Consider the following 19,176-nt stretch of genomic DNA (forward strand, 5'->3'; position numbering starts at 1 on the left):
CCCCCGCGCCGCCGGGGCGGGGGGGGCCCGCCCGGCGGCCCCCCCCCCCCCCCCCCCCCGCCCCCCCCCCCCCGCACAGTCAGGCGCCGTAGCGCAGGTAGATCGTGTCGCCGACGGTCACGGTCGTGCCGCGGGTCGCGGTGACCGGGGTACCGCCGTCGCGGGCGACCTTCCAGGTCGAGGAGCCGCCGTTGGCCAGGCCGTTGATCGAGGTGATGGTGCCGGTGCCGCTGGTGGGGTTCAGTGCGGTGACGCAGCCGCTCGGAACGGCCGCGCCGATGGCGGCGTCCAGCACGGCGCCGAGGGTGGTGGTGGCGGCGGTCGGCGTCAACGTGACCGCGCAGGGCTTGATGCTGCCGCTGCCGTTGTCGACGATCACGGCGAGCCGGGTGGCGGTGCCAGCGGTGAATCCGCCCGCCGCGACCCAGGTCGGCGCGCCAGCGGTGACCGGGGTCGGGGGAGCGGCGGTGTAGCCGGCGCCGGCGAGCGCGCGCACCGCGTCGATGGAGGCGTACGCCGACGGGGTGGTGTTGGTGGGCAGGTACTTGAACCCGCCGCCGGTCAACTGCTGGGCCCGGAGGAAGTCGATCGGGGTCTTGCCGGCGGTGGTGGTGAAGTCGGTGCCCTGGCTGGGAATGCCGCAGGCGTTCAACCCGGAGACGGCCCACGCGTTGGAGTCGGTGTTGACGCCGAACATCGAGCTGAACGCGCCCGAGGCGTTGACGAGCTTGCTCTTGAGGAAGTTCTTCGCCTGCACGACGTCGGTGTCGGTGTTGGGGACCCCGGCGGCGCAGAGCGCGGCCATGGCGGCACCCGTCATGTCGATGTCGCTGGCGGTGGCGAGTTGAGTGGGGTCGCCCTCGGCCTGGGTGAAGGTCCAGCCGCCGTCGTTGTGCTGGTTGTTGCGGATCCGGGTGACCGACAGGTCGAGCAGCGCCTGCGGTACACGGGCGGTGCCGGCCTGGGTCTTCGCGCCGGCCAGGGCGAGAGTGCCGAAGACGGTGCCGTTGAAGTTGGCCGGCGGGCCGTAGTAGCCGGCCGAGCCAGTCTGCCAGTAGGCGATGGTGTCGGCGATCAGGTTACGGGTGGGGGAGACCCGGGCGGGATCGATGCCGGCGGCGTAGGCGTTCAGCACCCCACGCTCGTAGTCGGTCACCAGCGGCGTGCTGCTAGGCCAGGACGCGGCCGAGAGCTGGTTGCGGTACACGGTGCGGGCGTTCTTGGTCGTGTCGCCGGAGGGGTAGACGTCCACCGCCGCGACGCCGGCGGGCGCGAACGCGCTGAACGCCCACTCGTTCGACAACCCGCCGCTGGCGTAGCTCCCGTCGGCGGCCTGCAGGGTCCGCAGGTAGGCGACACCGTTGGTCTTGGCGGTGGCGATCTGCGCCGCCGTCGAGGTCGCGGCGGCCGGTACGGCGCCGCCCGCGACCGCCACGACCGTGGCGATCAGCGCGACGGCGGGAACGGCCGCGAGACGTCTCCGGCGACTGCCGGAGGAAAGACGCGAGGACATCAGGGCTCCTTGGGGGTACGGGGCACGGCTGCCTCGACCCGGGATCCAGCGGGAAAGCCGGCGGAGCGGGGCGGGCCGGCCGCAGGACGCGTGGGACGGATACCGCAAGTGCTGCATCACCACGTGGGTAGTCGGGCTCGGGACGGCCAACCGTCCTCACCGTTGCGCGTCAGCCCCGGATTCCCACCGGGTTCCCCCACACGATGACGCGGTCACCGTATGGGAGGAAGCCCCTACCGCGCGCTGTTAGGTACATGACACGGTCTCGCATTGACGTCGTCGTCGCGGGTGTGGTCCGATGACCCCGATCCAGCAGTCAGGGGAAGCCGGTCAAAGTCCGGCGCTGGCCCGCAGCCGTAGGTCCCATTCTCGGGACGAGTCGGATTACCTGGCTGGATAGAGCACCGCAGCGCCGTCGAGGTACACGGCGCGGAGCCAGATTTCCGGGGCTTGTCCTCGGGGTCCGCGTCCGCGCCTGCGCCGCTAGCCCCCGAGAGAGTCGCCATGTCCCCACTGGTCAGTCAAACGTCGCGCGTTCCTGCGGCATGGTTGGCGGCCGTCGCCGCAGCGGTGCTCGGCGCGGTGGCGCTGGTGGTGCCGACCCGCGCCGCGCTCGCCGATCCGCTGGAGTCCTGCACCCCGACCCAGGGCGCGATCGTCGCCGTCGACTTCGCCGCCTGGGGCGGACCGGTGTTACGTGGCTGCGACGCCACCCCGACCACCGGCCTGGACCTGCTGCACGATGCGGGCTTCACCACCACCGGCACCGCCCACGACGGCCCCGGCTTCATCTGCCGGATCGGATCGCCCGATTTCGCGTCCGGTGCCGAACACCCGACACCGGCCGACGAGGCGTGCCAGTTGACGCCACCGGCGTCGGCCTACTGGTCCTACTGGATCGCACCGGCCGGGCAGGACCACTGGACCTACAGTCCACTCGGCGCGATGGCGCAGCGGCCGGGCCCGGGTGAGGTCGAGGCGTGGGTCTTCGGCGGCACCGACATCGGCGGCACCACCGGGGCACCGAGCTTCACCCCCGCCTCAGTGCGCGCGAGCGGCCCGACTCCGACCGCCACCCCGACTCCGACCCCGACCTCGACGCCCGTGCCGACGCGACCGACGGAAGCGCAGGTCAAGGCGGTGGCGAGTTACCTGGTGGGGCAGCTCGCCGACGGCGACCACGTCGACTACGGTTTCGTCGACTACTACCGGACCATCGCCGTCGCCACCGCCCTGGCCGGCACCGGTGGGCAGGACCAGACGCTCACCAAGATCGTCGACTATCTGCGGGCGCACGTCGATGCCGCCATCTTCCCGAACGGTGGCACCGCCCCACCCCACACCGCCAACGTCGCCAGCCTCGCGCTCCTGCTGACCAGCACCAGCGACGATCCGCGTGCGTTCGGCGACCGGGACCTGATCGCCACGCTCACCGACCGGGTCTGCACCGCGACCGACGCCGACGCCGGCTGCGCCGCCGCCGGTGACTTCGCCGGATCGAGCGATCCGCTGACCCACGCGACCGCCCTGCTCGCGCTCAAGCGCGCCGGCGTCACCCCGCCGGCCTCCACCGTCACCCGCCTGACCGAGCAGCAGTGCACGATCGGAGCCTTCGCCGGTGTCTGGCGCAGCCCCACCGAAGCCTGCGACCCCGACCTCGCAGCCACCACCCTCGCCGTCCTGGCGCTGCACACGCTCGGCGCGCACGACGCGGCGCTCAGTTCGGCCAAGGCGTTCCTGGCCACGGCGCAGGAGCCCGACGGCGGTTACCAGCCGTACACCGGGGCGGGAGTGACCGACACCTACTCGACCGGGCACGCCGCGCAGGCCCTCGCCGTGCTGGGCGACGCCGACCGGGCGGCGGCAGCCACCGGCCTGCTGGTCAGCCGGATCGTCAACGGCGGTGGGCTCAGCCCCGACCCGAGCAATCCGGACGCTGACCTGCCCGCCACCGCCGCTGCGGCGCTCGCGCTGGCCGGCAAGAACCTCGCCGACCTGGGTGAGACGCCGCCACCGGCCGGACCGCGACCCGATCTGGTCAAGGGGGTGTCCTACCTCGTCGCGCCGACGAACCTGATCGACGGCAGGTACTACGAGTCGTTCCCCGGCTTCCCCGACTTCGGGTTGAGCATCGACGGTGCCTACGCCCTGGCCGCCACCGGCGGGGACGACGCCAAGCTGCGGGCGATCGTGGAGTTCCTGCGCGGCGGCGGCGCGGTCGGCGACAACGGCTTCACCGTCGACATGTGGCTGGGCGTCGGCACCGACTACGCCGTCGGCGGCGCGATCGGCAAGATGGCCCTACTGGCCGAGGTCACCGGCTACGACCCCCGCTCCTTCGGTGGACACGACCTGATCGCCGCCCTGAGCGACGTGACCTGCACCAAGCTCGACGAACAGGCCGGCTGCGCCGGGCCCGGCAACTACCGGTACGCCACCTCGGTGTTCGGGCAGTCGCTCGGCATCATCGCGCAGCACCGCGCCGGCCAGGGCGAGGCCGCCACCAAGCCGGTCGAGTTCCTCAAGGGACTGCAACGCGCCGACGGGTCGTTCCCCAGCCTCATCCCGGCGGCGGATGCCGACAGGGATGTCGACAGCACGGCGATGGCCGCGATGGCACTCGCCCTGGTGACCGACGACCCGTCGGCGGCCGGCGCGGTCGACAAGGCGCTGGCCTGGATCGCCTCGACCCAGAAGGGGCACGGCGGGTTCCCGGGCGCGGCCGGTGACTCCACCAACTCCACAGCGCTCGCGATCCAGGGCCTCGCCCTGCGCGCCGACACCTACGCCCGACAGGTCGACAAGGCACTGTCGTTCCTGGCCGGCCAGCAGAACGACGACGGTGGCTTCACCGTCGCCGCCGGAGGCCAGGCCGGCTCGGACGTGCGCGCGTCCACCCAGGTCGTCGGCGGCGCCACCGGCATCTCGTTCGCCGCCCTCACCCGGGACGTGCACGAACTGCCGGGTCCAGACCCATCCGGCCCACCCAAACCCCCCCCACCTACGCCCACGCCGAGCGCCAGCCAGTCGGCCTCGCCGACGGCGACACCCGTGGCGACCCCGTCGGCGACGGGCCCCGGCGGGCCGTGGGGCAATCTGCCTCGCACCGGCGTGTCCATCGTGACCATCGCCCTGCTGGCGCTGGTGCTCGTGGCCGGTGGCGTCCTGCTGCTGGTCGCCGCCCGTCGCCGCGCGGTGTCCGACGGCGGCGGTGGATCGTGACCGCCCGCCGGTGGTTTCGGTCGATCGCGGCCCTGACGATCGTCGCCGCGCCGGTGGTGGCACCCACGCCGGCGCTGGCCGCGCCCCTGCCGATCGGGCAGTGCACCACCTCGTCCGGGGTGGTTCTCGCTGTCGACTTCAGCCGCTGGGGTGGGCCGCTGCTGCGGTCCTGCGGCACCACACCGACCACCGGCTACCAACTGCTCAACCAGGGCGGTTGGCGCACCACCGGGACGCAGCACGACGGGCCGGCTTTCATCTGCCGGATCGGATACGCGGGTCACCAGGGCGGAACGCAGTACCCCACGGCGGCCGACGAGAAGTGCGCGCTCACCCCACCGGCCAGCGCGTACTGGTCGTACTGGCACGCCGATCCGGGACAGAACACTTGGGTCTACAGCCAACTCGGCGCGATGAGCTACAAGCCCAAGCCCGGCAGCGTCGACCTGTGGATCTTCGGGGCGACCGACATCGGAGGCACCCAGGGGCGGCCCACGGTCAGCCCGGACAGGGTCCGCGCCCGCAACAGCACGCCGGTCGGCGCGACCACCACCGCGCCGCCCCCGGGCGCGCCCACTCCGGCCCAGCCCGGCGGCGGAAAGCCCTCGGCCGCCGGCAACCCGCCGGCGCCGGGCGACCCCGGACTCGGTAACCCCCCGCCGGGCGACCCCGGACTCGGTAACCCCCCACCGGGCCTCCCGCCGCCGGGAGCGTCGGCGTCGGTTCCGGTCGGTGGTACCCCGACGCCCTCGGTCAGCCCCACGCCATCGCCTGAAGCGGTTGTGCTGTCCGGGTCGCCGAGCGCCACCCCCGACGGGCCCCGCATCCTCGATGCGTCACCCACCACGACGGCCGCCCGCCAGGACACCGGCTCGGCGCTGCCAGCCCTGATCACCGTCGGCCTGCTGGCCGTCCTCGCTCTGGTCGGCGGTGTCGTCGGCTGGCGGCGACGCCGCACCTGAACCGATGCCCCCGACCCGCACCGGCCTTCTCCACCGCCTCGCGGTCGCCCGGTTACCCCGTTCCCTGCACCCGGTGGCCTGGTGGCTGTGGGCGCTCGCGCTCGCGACAGCCGCGAGCCGCACCAGCAACCCGCTCCTGCTACTGCTCATCTTCGCGGTTCTCGGCCTCGTCGTCACCGTCCGCCGCACCGACGCCCCCTGGGCGCGGGCGTTCCGCTACTACCTCTACCTCGCGCTGATCATCATCGTGATCCGGGTGGTCTTCCGGACGGTCTTCGCCTCCGGCATCACCCCCGACGACCACATCCTGTTCCGCTTGCCGCACCTGCCCACACCCGACTGGTACGCGGGAATCCAGATCGGCGGCCCAGTCTCCCTGGAGGCGACCCTGTCCGCCGCCGTCGACGGGCTCCGGCTGGCCTGCCTGTTGTGCTGCATCGGGGCCGCCAACAGCCTCGCCAACCCCAAACGCGCGCTGCGGGTCCTCCCCGGGGCGCTGTACGAGCTGGGGGTCGCCGTCACCGTGTCGCTGAGCGTTGCGCCGCAACTGGTGGAGAGCGTTCAACGGGTCGCGCGTGCCCGCCGGTTACGCGCCGGACGGGCCAAGGGCCTCGCCGCCGCACGGGCCATCCTGATGCCGGTCCTGCACGACGCCCTGGACCGGTCGCTGCGACTGGCCGCCGCCATGGACTCCCGCGGCTACGGCCGGGTCGGCACCGCCACACCCGCCTCGCGACGGCTCACCGGAGTCCTCATGCTCACCGGCATGGCCGGCCTGTGCGTCGGCGCGTACGGACTGCTCGACCCGGGGGTTCCCCGCCCGGTCGGGCTCGGTGGCCTCGGTGGCGGCGTGCTGCTCTGCATGGCCGGGCTCGCCCTTGGCGGGCGTCGGGTATCCCGCAGTCGCTACCGACCCGACCCGTGGGAGTGGCCGGAGTGGACCGTCGCCGGCTGCGGCGTCGTCACCGCCGTCGTGCTCGGCGCCAACACGGGCTACGACCCGGCCGCGCTCAACCCGAGCCTCTACCCGCTGCACTGGCCCAGCCTGCCCGCCCTACCGGCCGCCGCGATCCTCGTCGCCGCCCTCGCGGCAATCGCCGCACCGACACCACCGCGCCCGCACCGACCGGAGCCCGCCACCGAACGACGCCGCACCGCCGACACCGCAGGAGCACCATCATGATCCGCTTGGAGCGTGTCAGCGTCACCTACGACGGCACGTCCCGCCCCACAGTGCGCGACGTCGACCTCGACATCGACGAGGGGGAGCTGTGTCTGGTCGTCGGACACACCGGGGCGGGAAAGTCGACACTGCTCGGCGCGATCAACGGCCTCGTCCCGCACTTCACCGGCGGCACCCTGCAGGGCAGCGTCCGCGTCGCCGGCCGGGACACCGCACATCACCCGCCGCGCGAGTTCGCCGATCTGGTCGGCGTGGTCGGGCAGGACCCGGTGGCCGGGTTCGTCACCGACACCGTCGAGGAGGAGCTGGCGTACGGGATGGAGCAGTTGGCTCTCGACCTGGCGGTCATGCGGACCCGGGTGGAGGAGACCCTGGATCTGCTGGGCCTGGCCGACCTGCGCCATCGGGGCCTGCACGAACTCTCCGGCGGTCAGCAGCAACGCGTGGCGATCGGCGCGGCGCTCACCGCCCACCCACGGGTACTGGTCCTCGACGAACCGACGTCCGCGCTCGACCCGACCGGCGCGGACGACGTCCTCGCCACGATCACCCGGCTGGTCCACGACCTCGGCGTCACCGTCGTGTTGGCCGAGCACCGCCTGGAGCGCGTCCTGCCGTACGCCGACCGGCTCATTCACGTCGCCCGCGACGGCACCGTCCGCCACGGCGACCCCGCCACCCTCATCGCCGGCACCACCGTCGCGCCACCCGTGGTCGACCTCGGACGCCTGGCCGGCTGGTCACCGCCGCCCCTTTCGGTGCGAGACGCCCGCCGGCACGCGAACGCCCTGCGCGACCGGTTGCCCCCGACACCGCCGCGACCACACCGACACTCCCACGCCGACGCCCGCAACGCCCTGACCGCGGCCGGCGTGATCGTCCGCCACGGAACGGTCGTCGCCGTCCGCGGCGTCGACCTGACACTGGCCCGTGGTGAGATCACCGCGCTCATGGGCCGCAACGGATCCGGCAAGTCATCGCTGCTCTGGGCCCTGCAAGGTTCGGGCCGCCGAGATGGCGGCAGCATCGCCGTCCCTGATCCGTCACACGGCACCCTCGATCCGGGACGGGTCAGTGCCAGCCAAGCCCGCCGACTCGTCGGCCTCGTCCCTCAGACCGCCACCGACCTGCTCTACCTCGACACCGTCGACGCCGAACTCGACCAGGCCGACCGCGACGGCGCCGAACCGGGCACCGCCCGGCGTCTCCTCGACGCCATCGCCGCCGGCATCGACGGCGACAATCACCCCCGGGACCTGTCCGCCGGGCAGCAACTCGCCCTGGTCCTCGCCATCCAACTCGCCGTCACCCCCGGCGTGCTACTCCTCGACGAACCCACCCGTGGCCTGGACTACCAGGCGAAAGCTGCGCTGACCCGTACCCTCGACGACCTCGCCGCACAGGGCCGCGCCGTCGTCGTGGCCACCCACGACGTCGAGTTCGCCACCGCCACCGCCGACCGGGTCGTGGTCATGGCCGACGGCGAGATCGTCGCCGACGGTCCCGTCCCGGCCGTGCTCACCGCGTCGCCCACGTTCGCCCCGCAGGTCGCGAAGATCCTTGCGCCGCTGCCCTACCTGACGGTCGGGCAGGTCGCCGCCGCCCTCGACAACCCGGAGGTACGCGCGTGAGCACGCTGACCGTCGCCGTCCGCGTGCCCGGCCGCGCGGTGCTCGCGATCACCATGGCGTCGTTCCTGGGCTTCGTTGCGTTCCTCTGGCCGTTCGTCGTCGCACCGGGCACCTTGGGCTCCACACAGACCCCGCCGCTGATGTTCGGGGTGCTGCTGCTCCTCGTCCTCGCCGTCATCTTCGCCGAGATCGCCGACGGCAGAATCGACGCGAAGGCCCTCGCCATGCTGGGCGTGCTCTCCGCGATCAACGCGGCCCTGCGACCGCTCGGCGCGGGCACGGCCGGCATCGAGACGGTCTTCTTCATCCTCGTGCTCGCCGGTCGGGTCTTCGGACCCGGCTTCGGCTTCGCGCTCGGCTGCACGTCACTGTTCGCCTCCGCCCTGCTCACCGGGGGAGTCGGACCGTGGATGCCGTACCAGATGTTCGGCTGCGCCTGGGTCGGCATGTTCGCCGGCCTGCTGCCCCGGGTACGGGGACGGGCCGAGATTGTCCTGCTCGCCGCCTACGCCGCCGTCAGCGGGTACTTCTTCGGCTTCATGCTCAACCTGTCGTTCTGGCCGTTCTCCCTCGACCCGACCAGCTCGATCGCCTACCAACCCGGCCTGCCGGTGCTCGAACAACTGCACCGGTACCTGACCTTCTTCACCGTCACCTCGCTGGGCTGGGACACCGGACGGGCGGTCACCACAGCCGTCCTCGTCATCCTCGCCGGGCCAGCGGTACTCGGCGCGTTCCGGCGCGCGGCCCGACGGGCGCACTTCCAAGCAGCCCCAACGTTCGCCGCTGCCACCGCTGCGCCATCCTCGGCCCACTCTGGGAACAGCCTCTGAGTGGGATCCGTCAAGCCGATTACTGCCCACGGTTGCCTCCCGTCGGTAGGTCTCCGGCAGGTGCCGCCTGCCCGGGACCCATCGGTGAGACGTTCGCCGGGCAGTTGTCGAGCCGGATCGGGTCAGGCACTCTGCCGCAGGTAGGTACGTACGCCGAGCAGCACCGACAGCACGCTGATCGACAGGGCGACCAGGACTGTAGACAGTACGGTCGCGCTGAACACCTCACCCTGGAACGCGCTGCGCATGCCATCCACGATGTACCGGAACGGGGTGAGCCGGGAGACCAGGTCCAGCCAGCGCGGAGCGAAGGACATCGGTAGCAGCACCCCGGACAGCAGCAGCAGCGGCATCAGGCCGGTGTTGAGGGTGGGGCCCAACGTGTCCTCGCTCTTGACGGTCAGCGCGAGAGCGCAGGACAGACAGGCCAGGCCGAGCGAGAGAAGCGTGACCACGCCGAGCGCCACCAGCACACCCGGCACCGACGCGCGCAGGCCCAGCGGCAACGCCACCACGACCAGCAGCACCGCCTGCACCACCAGCAGCGCGACGTCACGCAGCACCCGGCCGAGCAGCAACGCCACTCGGCTCACCGGAGTGACCCGCAGCCGCTCGATCACCCCTGCGCGCCACTCGGCGATCACTCCGAACCCGACGAAGGCGGAGCCGAAGAGGCAGAGTTGCACGAGCACCCCCGGCACGTAGGTCTGCCAGGCGCGCTCCGGTTCGACGCCGGTGATCGACAGGGTGCTCGTCATCAGCGGGCCGTAGAGGACCAGGAAGGCCACCGGCTGGGAGAGCCCGATGACGATCCACAGCGGGTTGCGCAGGGAGATGCGCAGATGGCGTTGGAACACCAGCAGGATGTCAACGAGCAGGGACATGGTCCGCCCCCTCGGTGGTCGGGATGGGGGACTGTTGGTCCTGCGGGTCGTCGCGCAGTTCGCGGCCGGTGAGGCTGAGGAAGACGTCGTCCAGACTGGCCCGCGCCAGTTGCAGGGCACGGACGCCGATGCCCGCGCCGGACAGGGAGGTGATCACGTCGGTGATTCCCTGTTCGGCGTCGGCCAGGGTGACCTGGATACCGCCCGTGCTCGTCACCGCGGCCTGCCGGACGCCCGGCAGGCCGGCCAGCAGTCGTTGGCTAGCGGCCGGATCGCCGACCACTTCCACGGTCAGCACGTCTGCGGCCAGCTGGCGCTTCAGGTTCGCGGGGGTGTCTTCGGCGACGATTCGCCCGTGGTCGATCACGAGGATCCGGTCGCAGAGCGCGTCGGCCTCGTCGAGGTAGTGAGTGGTCAGGAAGACGGTGGTGCCGTGGTCCTCGCGGAGCCGGCGGGTGTGCTCCCATAGGTTGTTGCGGCTGTGCGGGTCCAGGCCGGCGGTGGGTTCGTCGAGGAAGACGACCTGCGGATCGTGGACCAGGCCGAGCGCGATGTCCAGGCGTCGGCGCTGGCCGCCGGAGAGTGAGCCGATCGGCCGCTTGCCCAGCCCGCCGAGGTCCAACTGTTCGAGTAGGTCGGCCACCCGGCGCCGGGCGGGTGCGACCGGGATCCGGTAGAGGCGCGCCTGCAGGAACAGTTCCTCGTCTACCAGGGCGTTGGGGTCGGTACCGCCGTGCTGGGCGACGTACCCGATTCGGCGGCGTACCTCGCGGGGAGCCGTGGCCAGGTCCGCGCCGGCGATCCGGGCCGTGCCACTGGTCGGGCGGAGCAGCGTGGTCAGCATCCGCAGGGTGGTGGTCTTGCCGGCGCCGTTGGGTCCGAGGAAGCCGACGATCTCGCCGGCCTCGACCCGCAGGTTGACGCCTCGGACCGCCGTGACGCTCTGCCGGCCGGACCGGAACGTGCGGGTCAACTCGTTCGCTTCGATGATGCTCATGTCCCTGCCTCGCTTCCCGCCTCCGCGGCCCGGCCGTCGCCCTCGGCCAGCACCGCCAGCTCCCGCCACGCCTGCCGATCAGCCGGATCGGCGGGTGCGCCCCGGTGCAGGACATATCGGTGGGGGGAGATCGCCGTGGGTGAGTCGACGAGCTGTCGTAGGCAGGCCAGGTGTGCCCGCGCGGGGTCGGTGATCTCGGCTACGGCGGCCAGGTGGGCGACGATGGTCGCGCCCTCGGGTCCTTCGTCGGTCACGAAGGCTCGGGCCGGCCCGGGCAGGGCTGCTTGCAGTATCCGGTTGACGTGGCTGAGCTGGATCCAGCTGTGGTCGACGAAGTGCCAGTCGCCGTCGCGGAGGATCGGGTCGATGCCGGCGAGGGCGCCGAGGTCGTCCAGGGCGACGTTCCCGGTGGCCGCCACGGCGAGCACCCGTTCGGTGCCGAGCAGCAGCGCCTCCATCTCCGCGTCGGGAAGGTGCCGGTTGTCCCCGGTGATCAGTTCCAGGATCAGCGCCTGCTCGGTCCGGACCAGGTGGAACAGCAGCAGATTGGTGAAGCCGGTCGGCGTCCACCAGTCGATGAAGGTCTCCGTGGTGGCTACCGTCGGCAGATCCGGCGGGGCGTTGCCGGAGATGTTGTTGAAGACGCCGTCACGGACCATCGGCATGCCGCGCTCGTGCGCGATGCGGTCGTGCGTTCGTTGCAGCGCCTCGGCGTCGAAGACACTGTTCCGGTTGGCCCGCAGCAACGCGGTCCCGGCGTGCCGTACCAGCGCGTCGTAGTCGGGCTGGTCGACGTCGAGGCTGATCAGGCCGTCCTGGGACACAGTGCCGACATAGTCGCGCAGCGGCACGCCGAGCCGGTTGGCGGCGGGGGAGTAGAGCACCACGTGCCGCTGGCCGGTGCGGAGGGCGAGCACGGCGGCGAGCGCGGCGAGCACCGCCATGGCCCGGCTCGTGCCGGTGCGGGCGGTGATCCGGTCCAGCGCGGCGGCTGCCCGTGACGAGTGCAGGTCCGCGCTGCGCGGCGTGGGCGTCGTCGACGGCTCGACACCTGTGGTCGGTCGGGGCAGGACGCAGCGGGGGCGCCGCCGCAGGATTCCGGACCAGTACCGCAGCGCCGCGTCCGCCTGCCGAAGGCCCTTCGGTGAACGTTCCCGATCAGCCCGGTCCAGCGGCTGGTGCGGTGGTGGGTCCACGTCGGTCACGCTCCCGGTGAGCAGCCCGGTGAAGCGTTCGCCCAGCACGGTCATGCTCACGTAGTCGGCGGCCAGGTGTGAGTAGACCGCGACCACCGCGTGCACCAGGTCGCCCTCGACCGCCACGGCGAGGCGCAGCGGCAGATCTTTGGAGAGGTCGAACGGCCGCGCACGCAGCTGGGCGATCAGCTCCCGGGACAGCGTCGTGCCGTCGGGCTGGGCCGGTCGTTGGTGTATCTCGATCGGCAGGTCGACGGTACGCGCCACGCGCTGCACCGGACCGTCCGGCCCGTCGTGGTAGGTGGTACGCAGCGACTCGTACCGGCGGACCAACGCGCTCAGGGCGGCGCAGGCGCGCTCGAGTGTGGTCCCCGCCGGCACCTTGAAGATCCACTGCACCAGGCCGAGGAAGTGGTCGTCGGTGAGCGCAGAGATCCATTGCAGCGCGTTTGCCTGACCGAGGGTCAGTGGGCCCTGCGCCTCGCGGTCGCCGTCGACGCGCAGGCGGATGGTACGGACGGTCTCGCTCGGAGCGGTCATCGGTGGTCCTCCGTGGATGCGCGGCCGTCACCGCGGGCCAGCACTGGCCGGGAACGCCAGGCCGCCAGGTCGGTGAGGTCGGTCGGAGCTGAGTCGTGCAGGACGTAGTGGTGCGGGGCGGTCACGGCGTACCGGCCACCGAGGTGGGCCATGCACGCCGCGTGCGCCTGGCGCGGGGTCCGGACGCCGTCGGTGGCGAGCAGGTGCGCGGTCAGCCGGTGCCCGTCGCCGTCTGGTTCGGCCGTCGCGTACACCGGGGTGCCGAGTGCCTCGCGCAGCAGGGTCTGAACCTCACTGAGCTGCACCCAGCTGACCCCCACCCGCACCCAGTCGCTGTCGCGGGGCACCGGGGTCAGTCCGCTGAGGTCAGGCACGTCCGCCAGGCGCAGCGGCCCGGCAGCGGCGGCAACGAGGACGCCTTCCATCCCCCGCAGCAGTCCGGCGATCTCGGGCCGGGGCACGTGTCGGGTGTCGCCGGTGCTCAGGCCGACCACCAGAGCCGGCCGGGCGGCGATCAGCTGGAGGACCAGGCGGTTGGGAAAGGGCGGCGCCGGCGTCCAGGTGAGAGTGCTGTGCTCGGCGGCCCCCGCCGTGGGTGACCAGCGCAGATCAGGGGGATCCAACGGGGGCAACTGGACATTGGTCGTCTCGTCGGTACCCGAGGGCAGGTGGGCGCTGATGTTGTTGAAGACGCAGTCGCGGCTGAAGTCCATGCCCTGCTCGTCGTTGATCTGGACGGCATGGGTGACCAGTTCGGTCACGTCGAAGATGCTGCTGCGGTTGGCTCGCAGCATGGCCGCGCTGGTTCGCCGTACCAGGTCATCGAAGGTCGGTCCGGTCACGTCGACCACCACGAGGCCGTCCTGGGCCAGTGTGCCGACGTAGTCGCGCAGCCGGGAGGTGAACCGGTTGCTCGACAGTGAGGCGAACACGCAGCGGGACTGGCCGACTCGCACCGACACCACGGCGGAGAACGCGGCCAGCACGGCGGCCGCCGGACTGGCCTGTGTCCGGGCGGCGATCCGGTCGAGGGCGGCGGTGGCGGACGAGGAGCGCAGGGCGGCGCTGGCCGGGCCCTCGTCTTCGCCGTCGCCGACCGGCGGCAACGCCATCAGGCACTGGGGTATCTGGCGCAGGTGTTGGGTCCAGTGCCGCAGGGCCGCCGCGGTTCGCCGCCGCCCGCGCGGCGAGGCCTCCTCCGCGGCCTGGTCGAGCGGCTGGTGCCGAGCGGCCCCGACGGACCGGTTGCCGGTGGCGCCGATCAGCTCGGCGAACTCCCGACCAAGAATGGCCATACTTCCATAATCGACCGCCATGTGTGAATAGACGGTAACCGCTGCTAGTGCTTTATCCCCAGCCAGCGCGATCGCCAGGCGTGCCGGCAATTCATTGACCAAGTCGAAAGGTTTCTGGCGGAGCTGGTCGATCATCCGCTGAGATGTCAGTTCCGTGTCGGCGGATGCATCCACCTGGTGGATTTCGGCCGCGAGGACCCCGCTACGCAGGACCCTTTGCCGCATCTCACCGTCGTGCTCGTGAAAGGTGGTACGCAGCGACTCGTGCCGGGCGAGCAGGATGGCGAAGGCCTCCACCACGTCCGAGACGGGGGTGCCGGCCGGCAGTGGCAGCTTCCACTGCAGAGTGGCCATCGGATTGGCCACGTCTGTTCGCATCCACTGCCAGGTGTTGGTCTGGCCGCAGGTGAGGGGTCCTTCACCAGCCCGGAGACCCTCGAATGTGATCTTCATCCGGTCGACCAGCGTGGGACTGGACATCGGGTCTCCCGTTCGTCGGCGATCGGCGTGACTGTCGCCCACCCTCGCCCGCGCGGCTCCGTCGTAGGTAGTCGGGAAAACCCCATTGTTGGCCGGGCATGGGGCGCGAACGCGGTCCGTACGTCCCGTTCGTTACGAATTGCCGGGGGTTTGGCGATGAATGGTCGGCAAAGCGAGTGAATTGTCTGCTCTAGATCACAGTCTGCGACGTCTCTTTTATCCGGTCCTCTCGAAGGCCTCGGGATGCTGGGGATTCCCCCATTGCTCGCCCCGTGATCGGCTCCTAACGTAGTGGCGTCCGACGATCTATAAATGACCGGAGGAATGCCCCATGACCACGCTGGCACCCGCCCGGTCCGATGTCGTGCTGCGCCGGATGGAGGCGTACGCACCGGAGCGCTCGGTCACCGTGGAGGAGATCGCGGCAGGGCTGGGCCTGAACCGCTACCAGACCCGGCTGTTCCGCCGCATCCGCGGGCTGGACCGGTTGCGCATCGACCCCGACCTCGGGCTCTTCGACCTGGTCTGCCCGCCGGCCCAGGCCCTGCTGTCCACCGTCGAGGAGCGCGACCGCATCCGTCACCTGATCTTCGCGCACACCGCGCAGGACCTCACTCCGACCACCTTGCTCGCGGCCGACACGCTGCGTGAGCGCCTCGGCCTCACCAACGCCGAGGCGTTCGCGGTGACCCAACACGCCTGCGCCAGCGGCCTGCTCGCCGTGGAGATCGCCGGCGAGCTGTTACGCGCCGACGGGGATCCCTCCGCCCTCGCGCTGGTGCTCACCGGCGAACAGCCGTTCACCAGGGCGATCCAGGTGCTCTGGAACACCTCGATCATCGGCGAGGCGTCCTCCGCCTGCCTGATCGGACTTGGCGGTGCGGGCACCCGGGTGCTGTCGTACGCCTCCCGCACGGTGGGCGAGTTCTTCGACGGGTACCAACTCGCCGGGGAGGCACTGCACCGCTTCGGCAGCACCTACCACACCCACCTGGCCGAGGTGATCCGGGAGGCGCTGGACGACGCCGCGCTGGACCTGGACGACATCACCATGGTCATCCCGCACAACGTCAACGTCTCCTCCTGGATCACCATCTGCGCCACCCTGGGGCTGGACCGTGACCGGGTCTTCCTGGGCAACGTCGGCGAGTACTCGCACTGCTCCTGCGCGGACCCGTTCCTCAACCTCGCGACGCTCGCCGGCCGTGGCGCGCTGGTCGCGGGAGGCCGTTACCTGGTCACCGCCGTCGGCCTGGGCGCCACCTATTCCGCCATGGTCGTCGAGTGCTGAGGGAGCCGAGCATGTCCACCGGATACCTACGTAAGCTGAAGCGCGCCCTGACGGGTTCGGCCGATACACCGCTGGTGCTGCTGTGCAACTTCGAGGCCGAGGCCCAATGGGCCCGCAACCACGTGGGACTGCCCGTACCATCGGGTGCTCCCCGCCCGGTGGTCGCCGCGTTGGAGGAGCTGGGCGTGCTGCTCGCCGGCGCGGGCGACGCGATTCTGCTCAGCCGCCCACTCGACCCGGAGTACCGGGACTACCTGACGCGGCAGGGCCTGGCGTTGCCCACCATACTGGTGCCCGAGAACTGCCGGCCCGAGCGATCCACCACCGCGAACGCGCTGGACTCACCGGTCCTGCTCGATCGGCTGCGCCAGCTCGGTGCGGCCGGCGCCCACCTCCTGCCGATGGGTACCACCGCCGACGAGGAGGAGTTGGCCCGGCGCAGCGGCCTCACGCTGGCCACCCCGGCCGCTGCGGTGGTCGAGCAGGTCAACAGCAAGATCTACGGTCGGAGGCTGGCCGAGGCGGCCGGCCTCCGGCCGGTACCCGGAGTCTGCTGCGAGACCCGGCAGGAACTGGCCGAGGTGTTGACCAACCACCGGCTCCGGCTGGAGTCGGGCGAACCCCTCGTCGTCAAGGACGCCTACGGCGTCTCCGGCAAGGGACTGCTGGTGCTGGAGAACCCCGGGCGGGCGGCGCAGTTGCTGCGCATGGTGGACCGTCGGGCCGCGCGCACCGGAGACGACCGGATACACGTGGTGGTCGAGGAGTGGCTGCCCAAGCGGTGTGACCTCAACTACCAGATCACCATCGCGCGGGACGGGCGGGCCGAACTCGACTTCGTCAAGCAGGCGCTGACCGCGCAGGGTGTGCACCAGGGCCATCTCATGCCGGCGGAGCTGAGCGACGGGCAGCACCGGCAGATCGAGTACGCCGCCGGTGCGGTCGCGGACCGGCTGTACGCCGACGGCTACCACGGCGTGGTGGGTGTCGACGCCATCGTCGGCGCCGACGAGACGGTCTACCCGGTGCTGGAGATCAACGCCCGGCTGAACATGTCGACGTACCAGGGCGGGGTCACCGAGCTATGCCAGCCGCCCGGGACCGTCGCGCTGGCCCGGCACTACCCCGTGCGGCTCGCCGCGTCCGTGGAGTTCGACGCCGTACGTCGGGCGCTGGCCACGGTGGCCACCGCGCGGGACACCGAGCGGGTGCTGGTCACCTGCTTCGCCACCGTCACCGCCAACGCGCTGCTGCCCGTCGGCGCCGGTGGCCCACCGGAGCCGTTCGACGGCCGGCTGTACGCCCTGCTGGTCGCCGCTGGCCGTGACCGGCTCGATGACCTCGACCGCACGGTCCAGGCCGCCGTCACCACCCTGTCCGTTGCGGAGGAGAGCCATGCCTGAAGCGGCCGTCGAAGGCCACACCGTCCAGGGCCTGCCCGTCGCCGAACTCGCCGAGCGGTACGGCACGCCGCTGTACCTCTACGACGGTGAGGTCATCCGCGGGACGTACCGACAGCTACGGGATCTGCTCGACTCGTCGGTCGAGATCTACTACTCGCTGAAGGCCAACCCCAACATCAGCGTTTGCGCGTTGCTGCACTCCCTGGGCGCCGGCGCCGAGGTGTCGTCCCTGGCTGAACTGGTGACCGCCCGCCGGGCCGGGGTGCCGGCGCGGGACATCATCTTCCTCGGCCCCGGCAAGTCGGCGGCGGAGTTGGCCGCCTGTGTCGAGCAGCGCATCGGCGCGGTCGTGTGCGAGTCGCTCGAGGAGGTCAGCACCGTCGACGCGATGGCGGCGGCGCTGCCCGACGCCCCCGGCGAGCCGGTACGGGTCATGTTGCGGGTCAATCCGTCGTTCGCCACCAAGGGCTCCCGGCTTGCCATGGGCGGCAAGCCGCGGCAGTTCGGCATTGACCAGGAACGTGTCGCCGAGGCCGGCTCGACCCTGCGCGCGCTGCGCCACGTACGGGTGATCGGTCTGCACGCCTACATGGGTACCCGCATCCTCGACGCCGCTGACCTCGCGCACAACACCCGCAGCGTGCTCACCGCGGCGGCGGAGCTTGCCACCGCGCTGGACCTGCCGCTGGACGTCGTCGACGTCGGCGGCGGTTTCGGCGTCCCCTACTTCGACAACGAGTCCCCCCTCGACATCGAGGCGGTGGCCGAGGGCGTCAACTGCGCCGTGGCACGATTCCGCGACGAACACCCCGACACCCGGGTCATCACCGAACTGGGCCGCTATCTGGTCGGCTGGGCGGGGACCTACGTGGTCCGGGCACGCTACGTCAAGGCGTCGCGCGGCGAGTGGTTCGTCGTCGCCGACGGCGGCACCAATCACCACATGGCGGCGGTCGGCATCGGCAGCTTCGTCAAGCGGAACTTCCCCATCCGGTCGCTGAGCCGTCCCGCCGACCCGCCGGCGCGCGACTACACCGTCACCGGTCCGCTCTGCACCCCCAACGACGTCATCGGCAAGAAGGTGCCGCTGCCCGAGGTCCGCCCGGGCGACCTGATCGGTGTCGAGCGCTCCGGCGCCTACGGGCCGAGCGCGTCTCCGGTGCTCTTTCTCAGCCACGGTCACCCGTCGGAGGTGCTCGTCCTCGACGGCGTGGCGCACCTGGTCCGCCGCGCGGACACCGTCGAGGACCTGCTCCGGCCGCAGCACCTCGTCGTGCCGGCCGCACCGGCCGCTTGCGCGTCGCCGCCGGGCCCACCGTCAGCCGCTGCCCCACCGGAGCCGTCGTCCGCACCGGTGCCCGCCGGACGGGCAGCGACCTGAGCCTGTCCCACCGCCGTCGGGGTGACCACCGCCGACCCCAGCAGTCCCGCGTCACCCGGTCCGCGGACCGGATATCCCGAGAGGAAGAAACATGGAACGCCACGAGATCGTCGAGAACATCCGGGCCGCGCTGACCGAGGTGCTGATGCGCGACTTCGGTCCGCTCGCCGAGGGAACCCGGCTCTTCGAGGACATGCACCTGGACTCCACCGCCATTCTCGAACTGCTCATGGCGCTGGAGGACAACATCGGCATCGAGGTGGATCCCGAGAACCTGGACATGGACGACTTCCGCACGGTGGGCACCCTGACGGACTTTTTGGAGCGTGCGCGCAAGGTGAGTTCCTGACCGCCGCCCACCGCCC

Annotated in this window: 14 protein-coding genes and 2 riboswitches; of the genes, 9 read left to right on the plus strand and 5 right to left on the minus strand. The window is 71.5% G+C overall.

All coding sequences use genetic code 11. The annotated features are described in order from the left end of the window. Positions 1-79: 79 nt before the first annotated feature. The gene (locus AC2CHE_RS20920; RefSeq protein WP_484506571.1) at positions 80-1,513 is read right to left on the minus strand and encodes a prenyltransferase/squalene oxidase repeat-containing protein; all 1,434 of its coding nucleotides are present in this window, start codon (positions 1,511-1,513) and stop codon (positions 80-82) included. A 105-nt stretch (positions 1,514-1,618) separates the two neighbouring features. Beyond that, positions 1,619-1,740: riboswitch (cobalamin riboswitch) on the minus strand. A 67-nt stretch (positions 1,741-1,807) separates the two neighbouring features. After that, a riboswitch (cobalamin riboswitch) is annotated at positions 1,808-1,923 on the plus strand. 94 nt (positions 1,924-2,017) lie between these two features. Between AC2CHE_RS20920 and AC2CHE_RS20925 the strand changes: the two genes are divergently transcribed. Genes AC2CHE_RS20925 through AC2CHE_RS20945 form a run of 5 tightly spaced genes read left to right on the plus strand, consistent with a single transcriptional unit; the run spans position 2,018 to position 9,344 of the window. Continuing rightward, positions 2,018-4,735, plus strand: a complete 2,718-nt coding sequence (locus tag AC2CHE_RS20925; protein WP_484506572.1) for a prenyltransferase/squalene oxidase repeat-containing protein — start codon at positions 2,018-2,020, stop codon at positions 4,733-4,735. Next, complete coding sequence (locus AC2CHE_RS20930; protein WP_484506573.1) at positions 4,732-5,697, plus strand: LPXTG cell wall anchor domain-containing protein; 966 nt, start codon at positions 4,732-4,734, stop codon at positions 5,695-5,697. The genes AC2CHE_RS20925 and AC2CHE_RS20930 overlap by 4 nt, the downstream gene beginning before the upstream one ends. Positions 5,698-5,701: 4 nt before the next feature. After that, positions 5,702-6,880: a CbiQ family ECF transporter T component gene (locus tag AC2CHE_RS20935; RefSeq protein ID WP_484506574.1), complete on the plus strand. Its 1,179-nt coding sequence runs from the start codon at positions 5,702-5,704 to the stop codon at positions 6,878-6,880. Continuing rightward, complete coding sequence (locus AC2CHE_RS20940; RefSeq protein WP_484506575.1) at positions 6,877-8,511, plus strand: ABC transporter ATP-binding protein; 1,635 nt, start codon at positions 6,877-6,879, stop codon at positions 8,509-8,511. The genes AC2CHE_RS20935 and AC2CHE_RS20940 overlap by 4 nt, the downstream gene beginning before the upstream one ends. Further along, entirely contained in the window at positions 8,508-9,344 is an 837-nt protein-coding gene (locus AC2CHE_RS20945; RefSeq protein ID WP_484506576.1) for an ECF transporter S component, read from the plus strand. The genes AC2CHE_RS20940 and AC2CHE_RS20945 overlap by 4 nt, the downstream gene beginning before the upstream one ends. A 122-nt stretch (positions 9,345-9,466) precedes the next feature. On the opposite strand, the gene AC2CHE_RS20950 is transcribed toward AC2CHE_RS20945, so the two are convergent. The 4 genes from AC2CHE_RS20950 to AC2CHE_RS20965 are packed head-to-tail and all read right to left on the minus strand — an operon-like array spanning position 9,467 to position 14,736. Beyond that, complete coding sequence (locus tag AC2CHE_RS20950) at positions 9,467-10,228, minus strand: ABC transporter permease (protein WP_484506577.1); 762 nt, start codon at positions 10,226-10,228, stop codon at positions 9,467-9,469. Beyond that, positions 10,212-11,225 carry an ABC transporter ATP-binding protein gene (locus AC2CHE_RS20955; RefSeq protein WP_484506578.1) on the minus strand — a complete coding sequence of 338 codons (1,014 nt, stop codon included), beginning with the start codon at positions 11,223-11,225 and terminating at the stop codon, positions 10,212-10,214. The genes AC2CHE_RS20950 and AC2CHE_RS20955 overlap by 17 nt, the downstream gene beginning before the upstream one ends. Then, positions 11,222-12,961, minus strand: a complete 1,740-nt coding sequence (locus AC2CHE_RS20960; protein ID WP_484506579.1) for a condensation domain-containing protein — start codon at positions 12,959-12,961, stop codon at positions 11,222-11,224. Before AC2CHE_RS20960 ends, AC2CHE_RS20955 begins: the two co-directional genes overlap by 4 nt. Next, positions 12,958-14,736: a condensation domain-containing protein gene (locus AC2CHE_RS20965; protein WP_484506580.1), complete on the minus strand. Its 1,779-nt coding sequence runs from the start codon at positions 14,734-14,736 to the stop codon at positions 12,958-12,960. Before AC2CHE_RS20965 ends, AC2CHE_RS20960 begins: the two co-directional genes overlap by 4 nt. Positions 14,737-15,067: 331 nt before the next feature. Here AC2CHE_RS20965 and AC2CHE_RS20970 point away from each other — a divergent pair, with 331 nt between their 5' ends. From AC2CHE_RS20970 to AC2CHE_RS20985, 4 genes are all read left to right on the plus strand, one after another. After that, the gene (locus AC2CHE_RS20970) at positions 15,068-16,027 is read left to right on the plus strand and encodes a 3-oxoacyl-[acyl-carrier-protein] synthase III C-terminal domain-containing protein (RefSeq protein WP_484506581.1); all 960 of its coding nucleotides are present in this window, start codon (positions 15,068-15,070) and stop codon (positions 16,025-16,027) included. Between the two features lie 11 nt (positions 16,028-16,038). Beyond that, positions 16,039-17,430 (plus strand): preATP grasp domain-containing protein, encoded by a 1,392-nt coding sequence (locus AC2CHE_RS20975; protein ID WP_484506582.1) that lies wholly within the window; start codon positions 16,039-16,041, stop codon positions 17,428-17,430. Then, positions 17,423-18,811 (plus strand): alanine racemase, encoded by a 1,389-nt coding sequence (locus AC2CHE_RS20980; RefSeq protein ID WP_484506583.1) that lies wholly within the window; start codon positions 17,423-17,425, stop codon positions 18,809-18,811. Before AC2CHE_RS20975 ends, AC2CHE_RS20980 begins: the two co-directional genes overlap by 8 nt. A gap of 91 nt (positions 18,812-18,902) precedes the next feature. After that, entirely contained in the window at positions 18,903-19,160 is a 258-nt protein-coding gene (locus AC2CHE_RS20985) for an acyl carrier protein (RefSeq protein ID WP_099845203.1), read from the plus strand. Positions 19,161-19,176 lie beyond the last annotated feature (16 nt).

The sequence above is a fragment of the Micromonospora sp. ATLC16 genome, assembly GCF_057196645.1.

What these genes read in the sequence shown, in the direction of transcription:
- AC2CHE_RS20920 (WP_484506571.1), bottom strand. Translation starts at nt 1,513, where the DNA reads ATGTCCTCGCGTCTTTCCTCCGGCAGTCGCCGGAGACGTCTCGCGGCC.
- AC2CHE_RS20925 (WP_484506572.1), top strand. Translation starts at nt 2,018, where the DNA reads ATGTCCCCACTGGTCAGTCAAACGTCGCGCGTTCCTGCGGCATGGTTG.
- AC2CHE_RS20935 (WP_484506574.1), top strand. Translation starts at nt 5,702, where the DNA reads ATGCCCCCGACCCGCACCGGCCTTCTCCACCGCCTCGCGGTCGCCCGG.
- AC2CHE_RS20940 (WP_484506575.1), top strand. Translation starts at nt 6,877, where the DNA reads ATGATCCGCTTGGAGCGTGTCAGCGTCACCTACGACGGCACGTCCCGC.
- AC2CHE_RS20950 (WP_484506577.1), bottom strand. Translation starts at nt 10,228, where the DNA reads ATGTCCCTGCTCGTTGACATCCTGCTGGTGTTCCAACGCCATCTGCGC.
- AC2CHE_RS20955 (WP_484506578.1), bottom strand. Translation starts at nt 11,225, where the DNA reads ATGAGCATCATCGAAGCGAACGAGTTGACCCGCACGTTCCGGTCCGGC.
- AC2CHE_RS20960 (WP_484506579.1), bottom strand. Translation starts at nt 12,961, where the DNA reads ATGACCGCTCCGAGCGAGACCGTCCGTACCATCCGCCTGCGCGTCGAC.
- AC2CHE_RS20965 (WP_484506580.1), bottom strand. Translation starts at nt 14,736, where the DNA reads ATGTCCAGTCCCACGCTGGTCGACCGGATGAAGATCACATTCGAGGGT.
- AC2CHE_RS20970 (WP_484506581.1), top strand. Translation starts at nt 15,068, where the DNA reads ATGACCACGCTGGCACCCGCCCGGTCCGATGTCGTGCTGCGCCGGATG.
- AC2CHE_RS20975 (WP_484506582.1), top strand. Translation starts at nt 16,039, where the DNA reads ATGTCCACCGGATACCTACGTAAGCTGAAGCGCGCCCTGACGGGTTCG.
- AC2CHE_RS20980 (WP_484506583.1), top strand. Translation starts at nt 17,423, where the DNA reads ATGCCTGAAGCGGCCGTCGAAGGCCACACCGTCCAGGGCCTGCCCGTC.
- AC2CHE_RS20985 (WP_099845203.1), top strand. Translation starts at nt 18,903, where the DNA reads ATGGAACGCCACGAGATCGTCGAGAACATCCGGGCCGCGCTGACCGAG.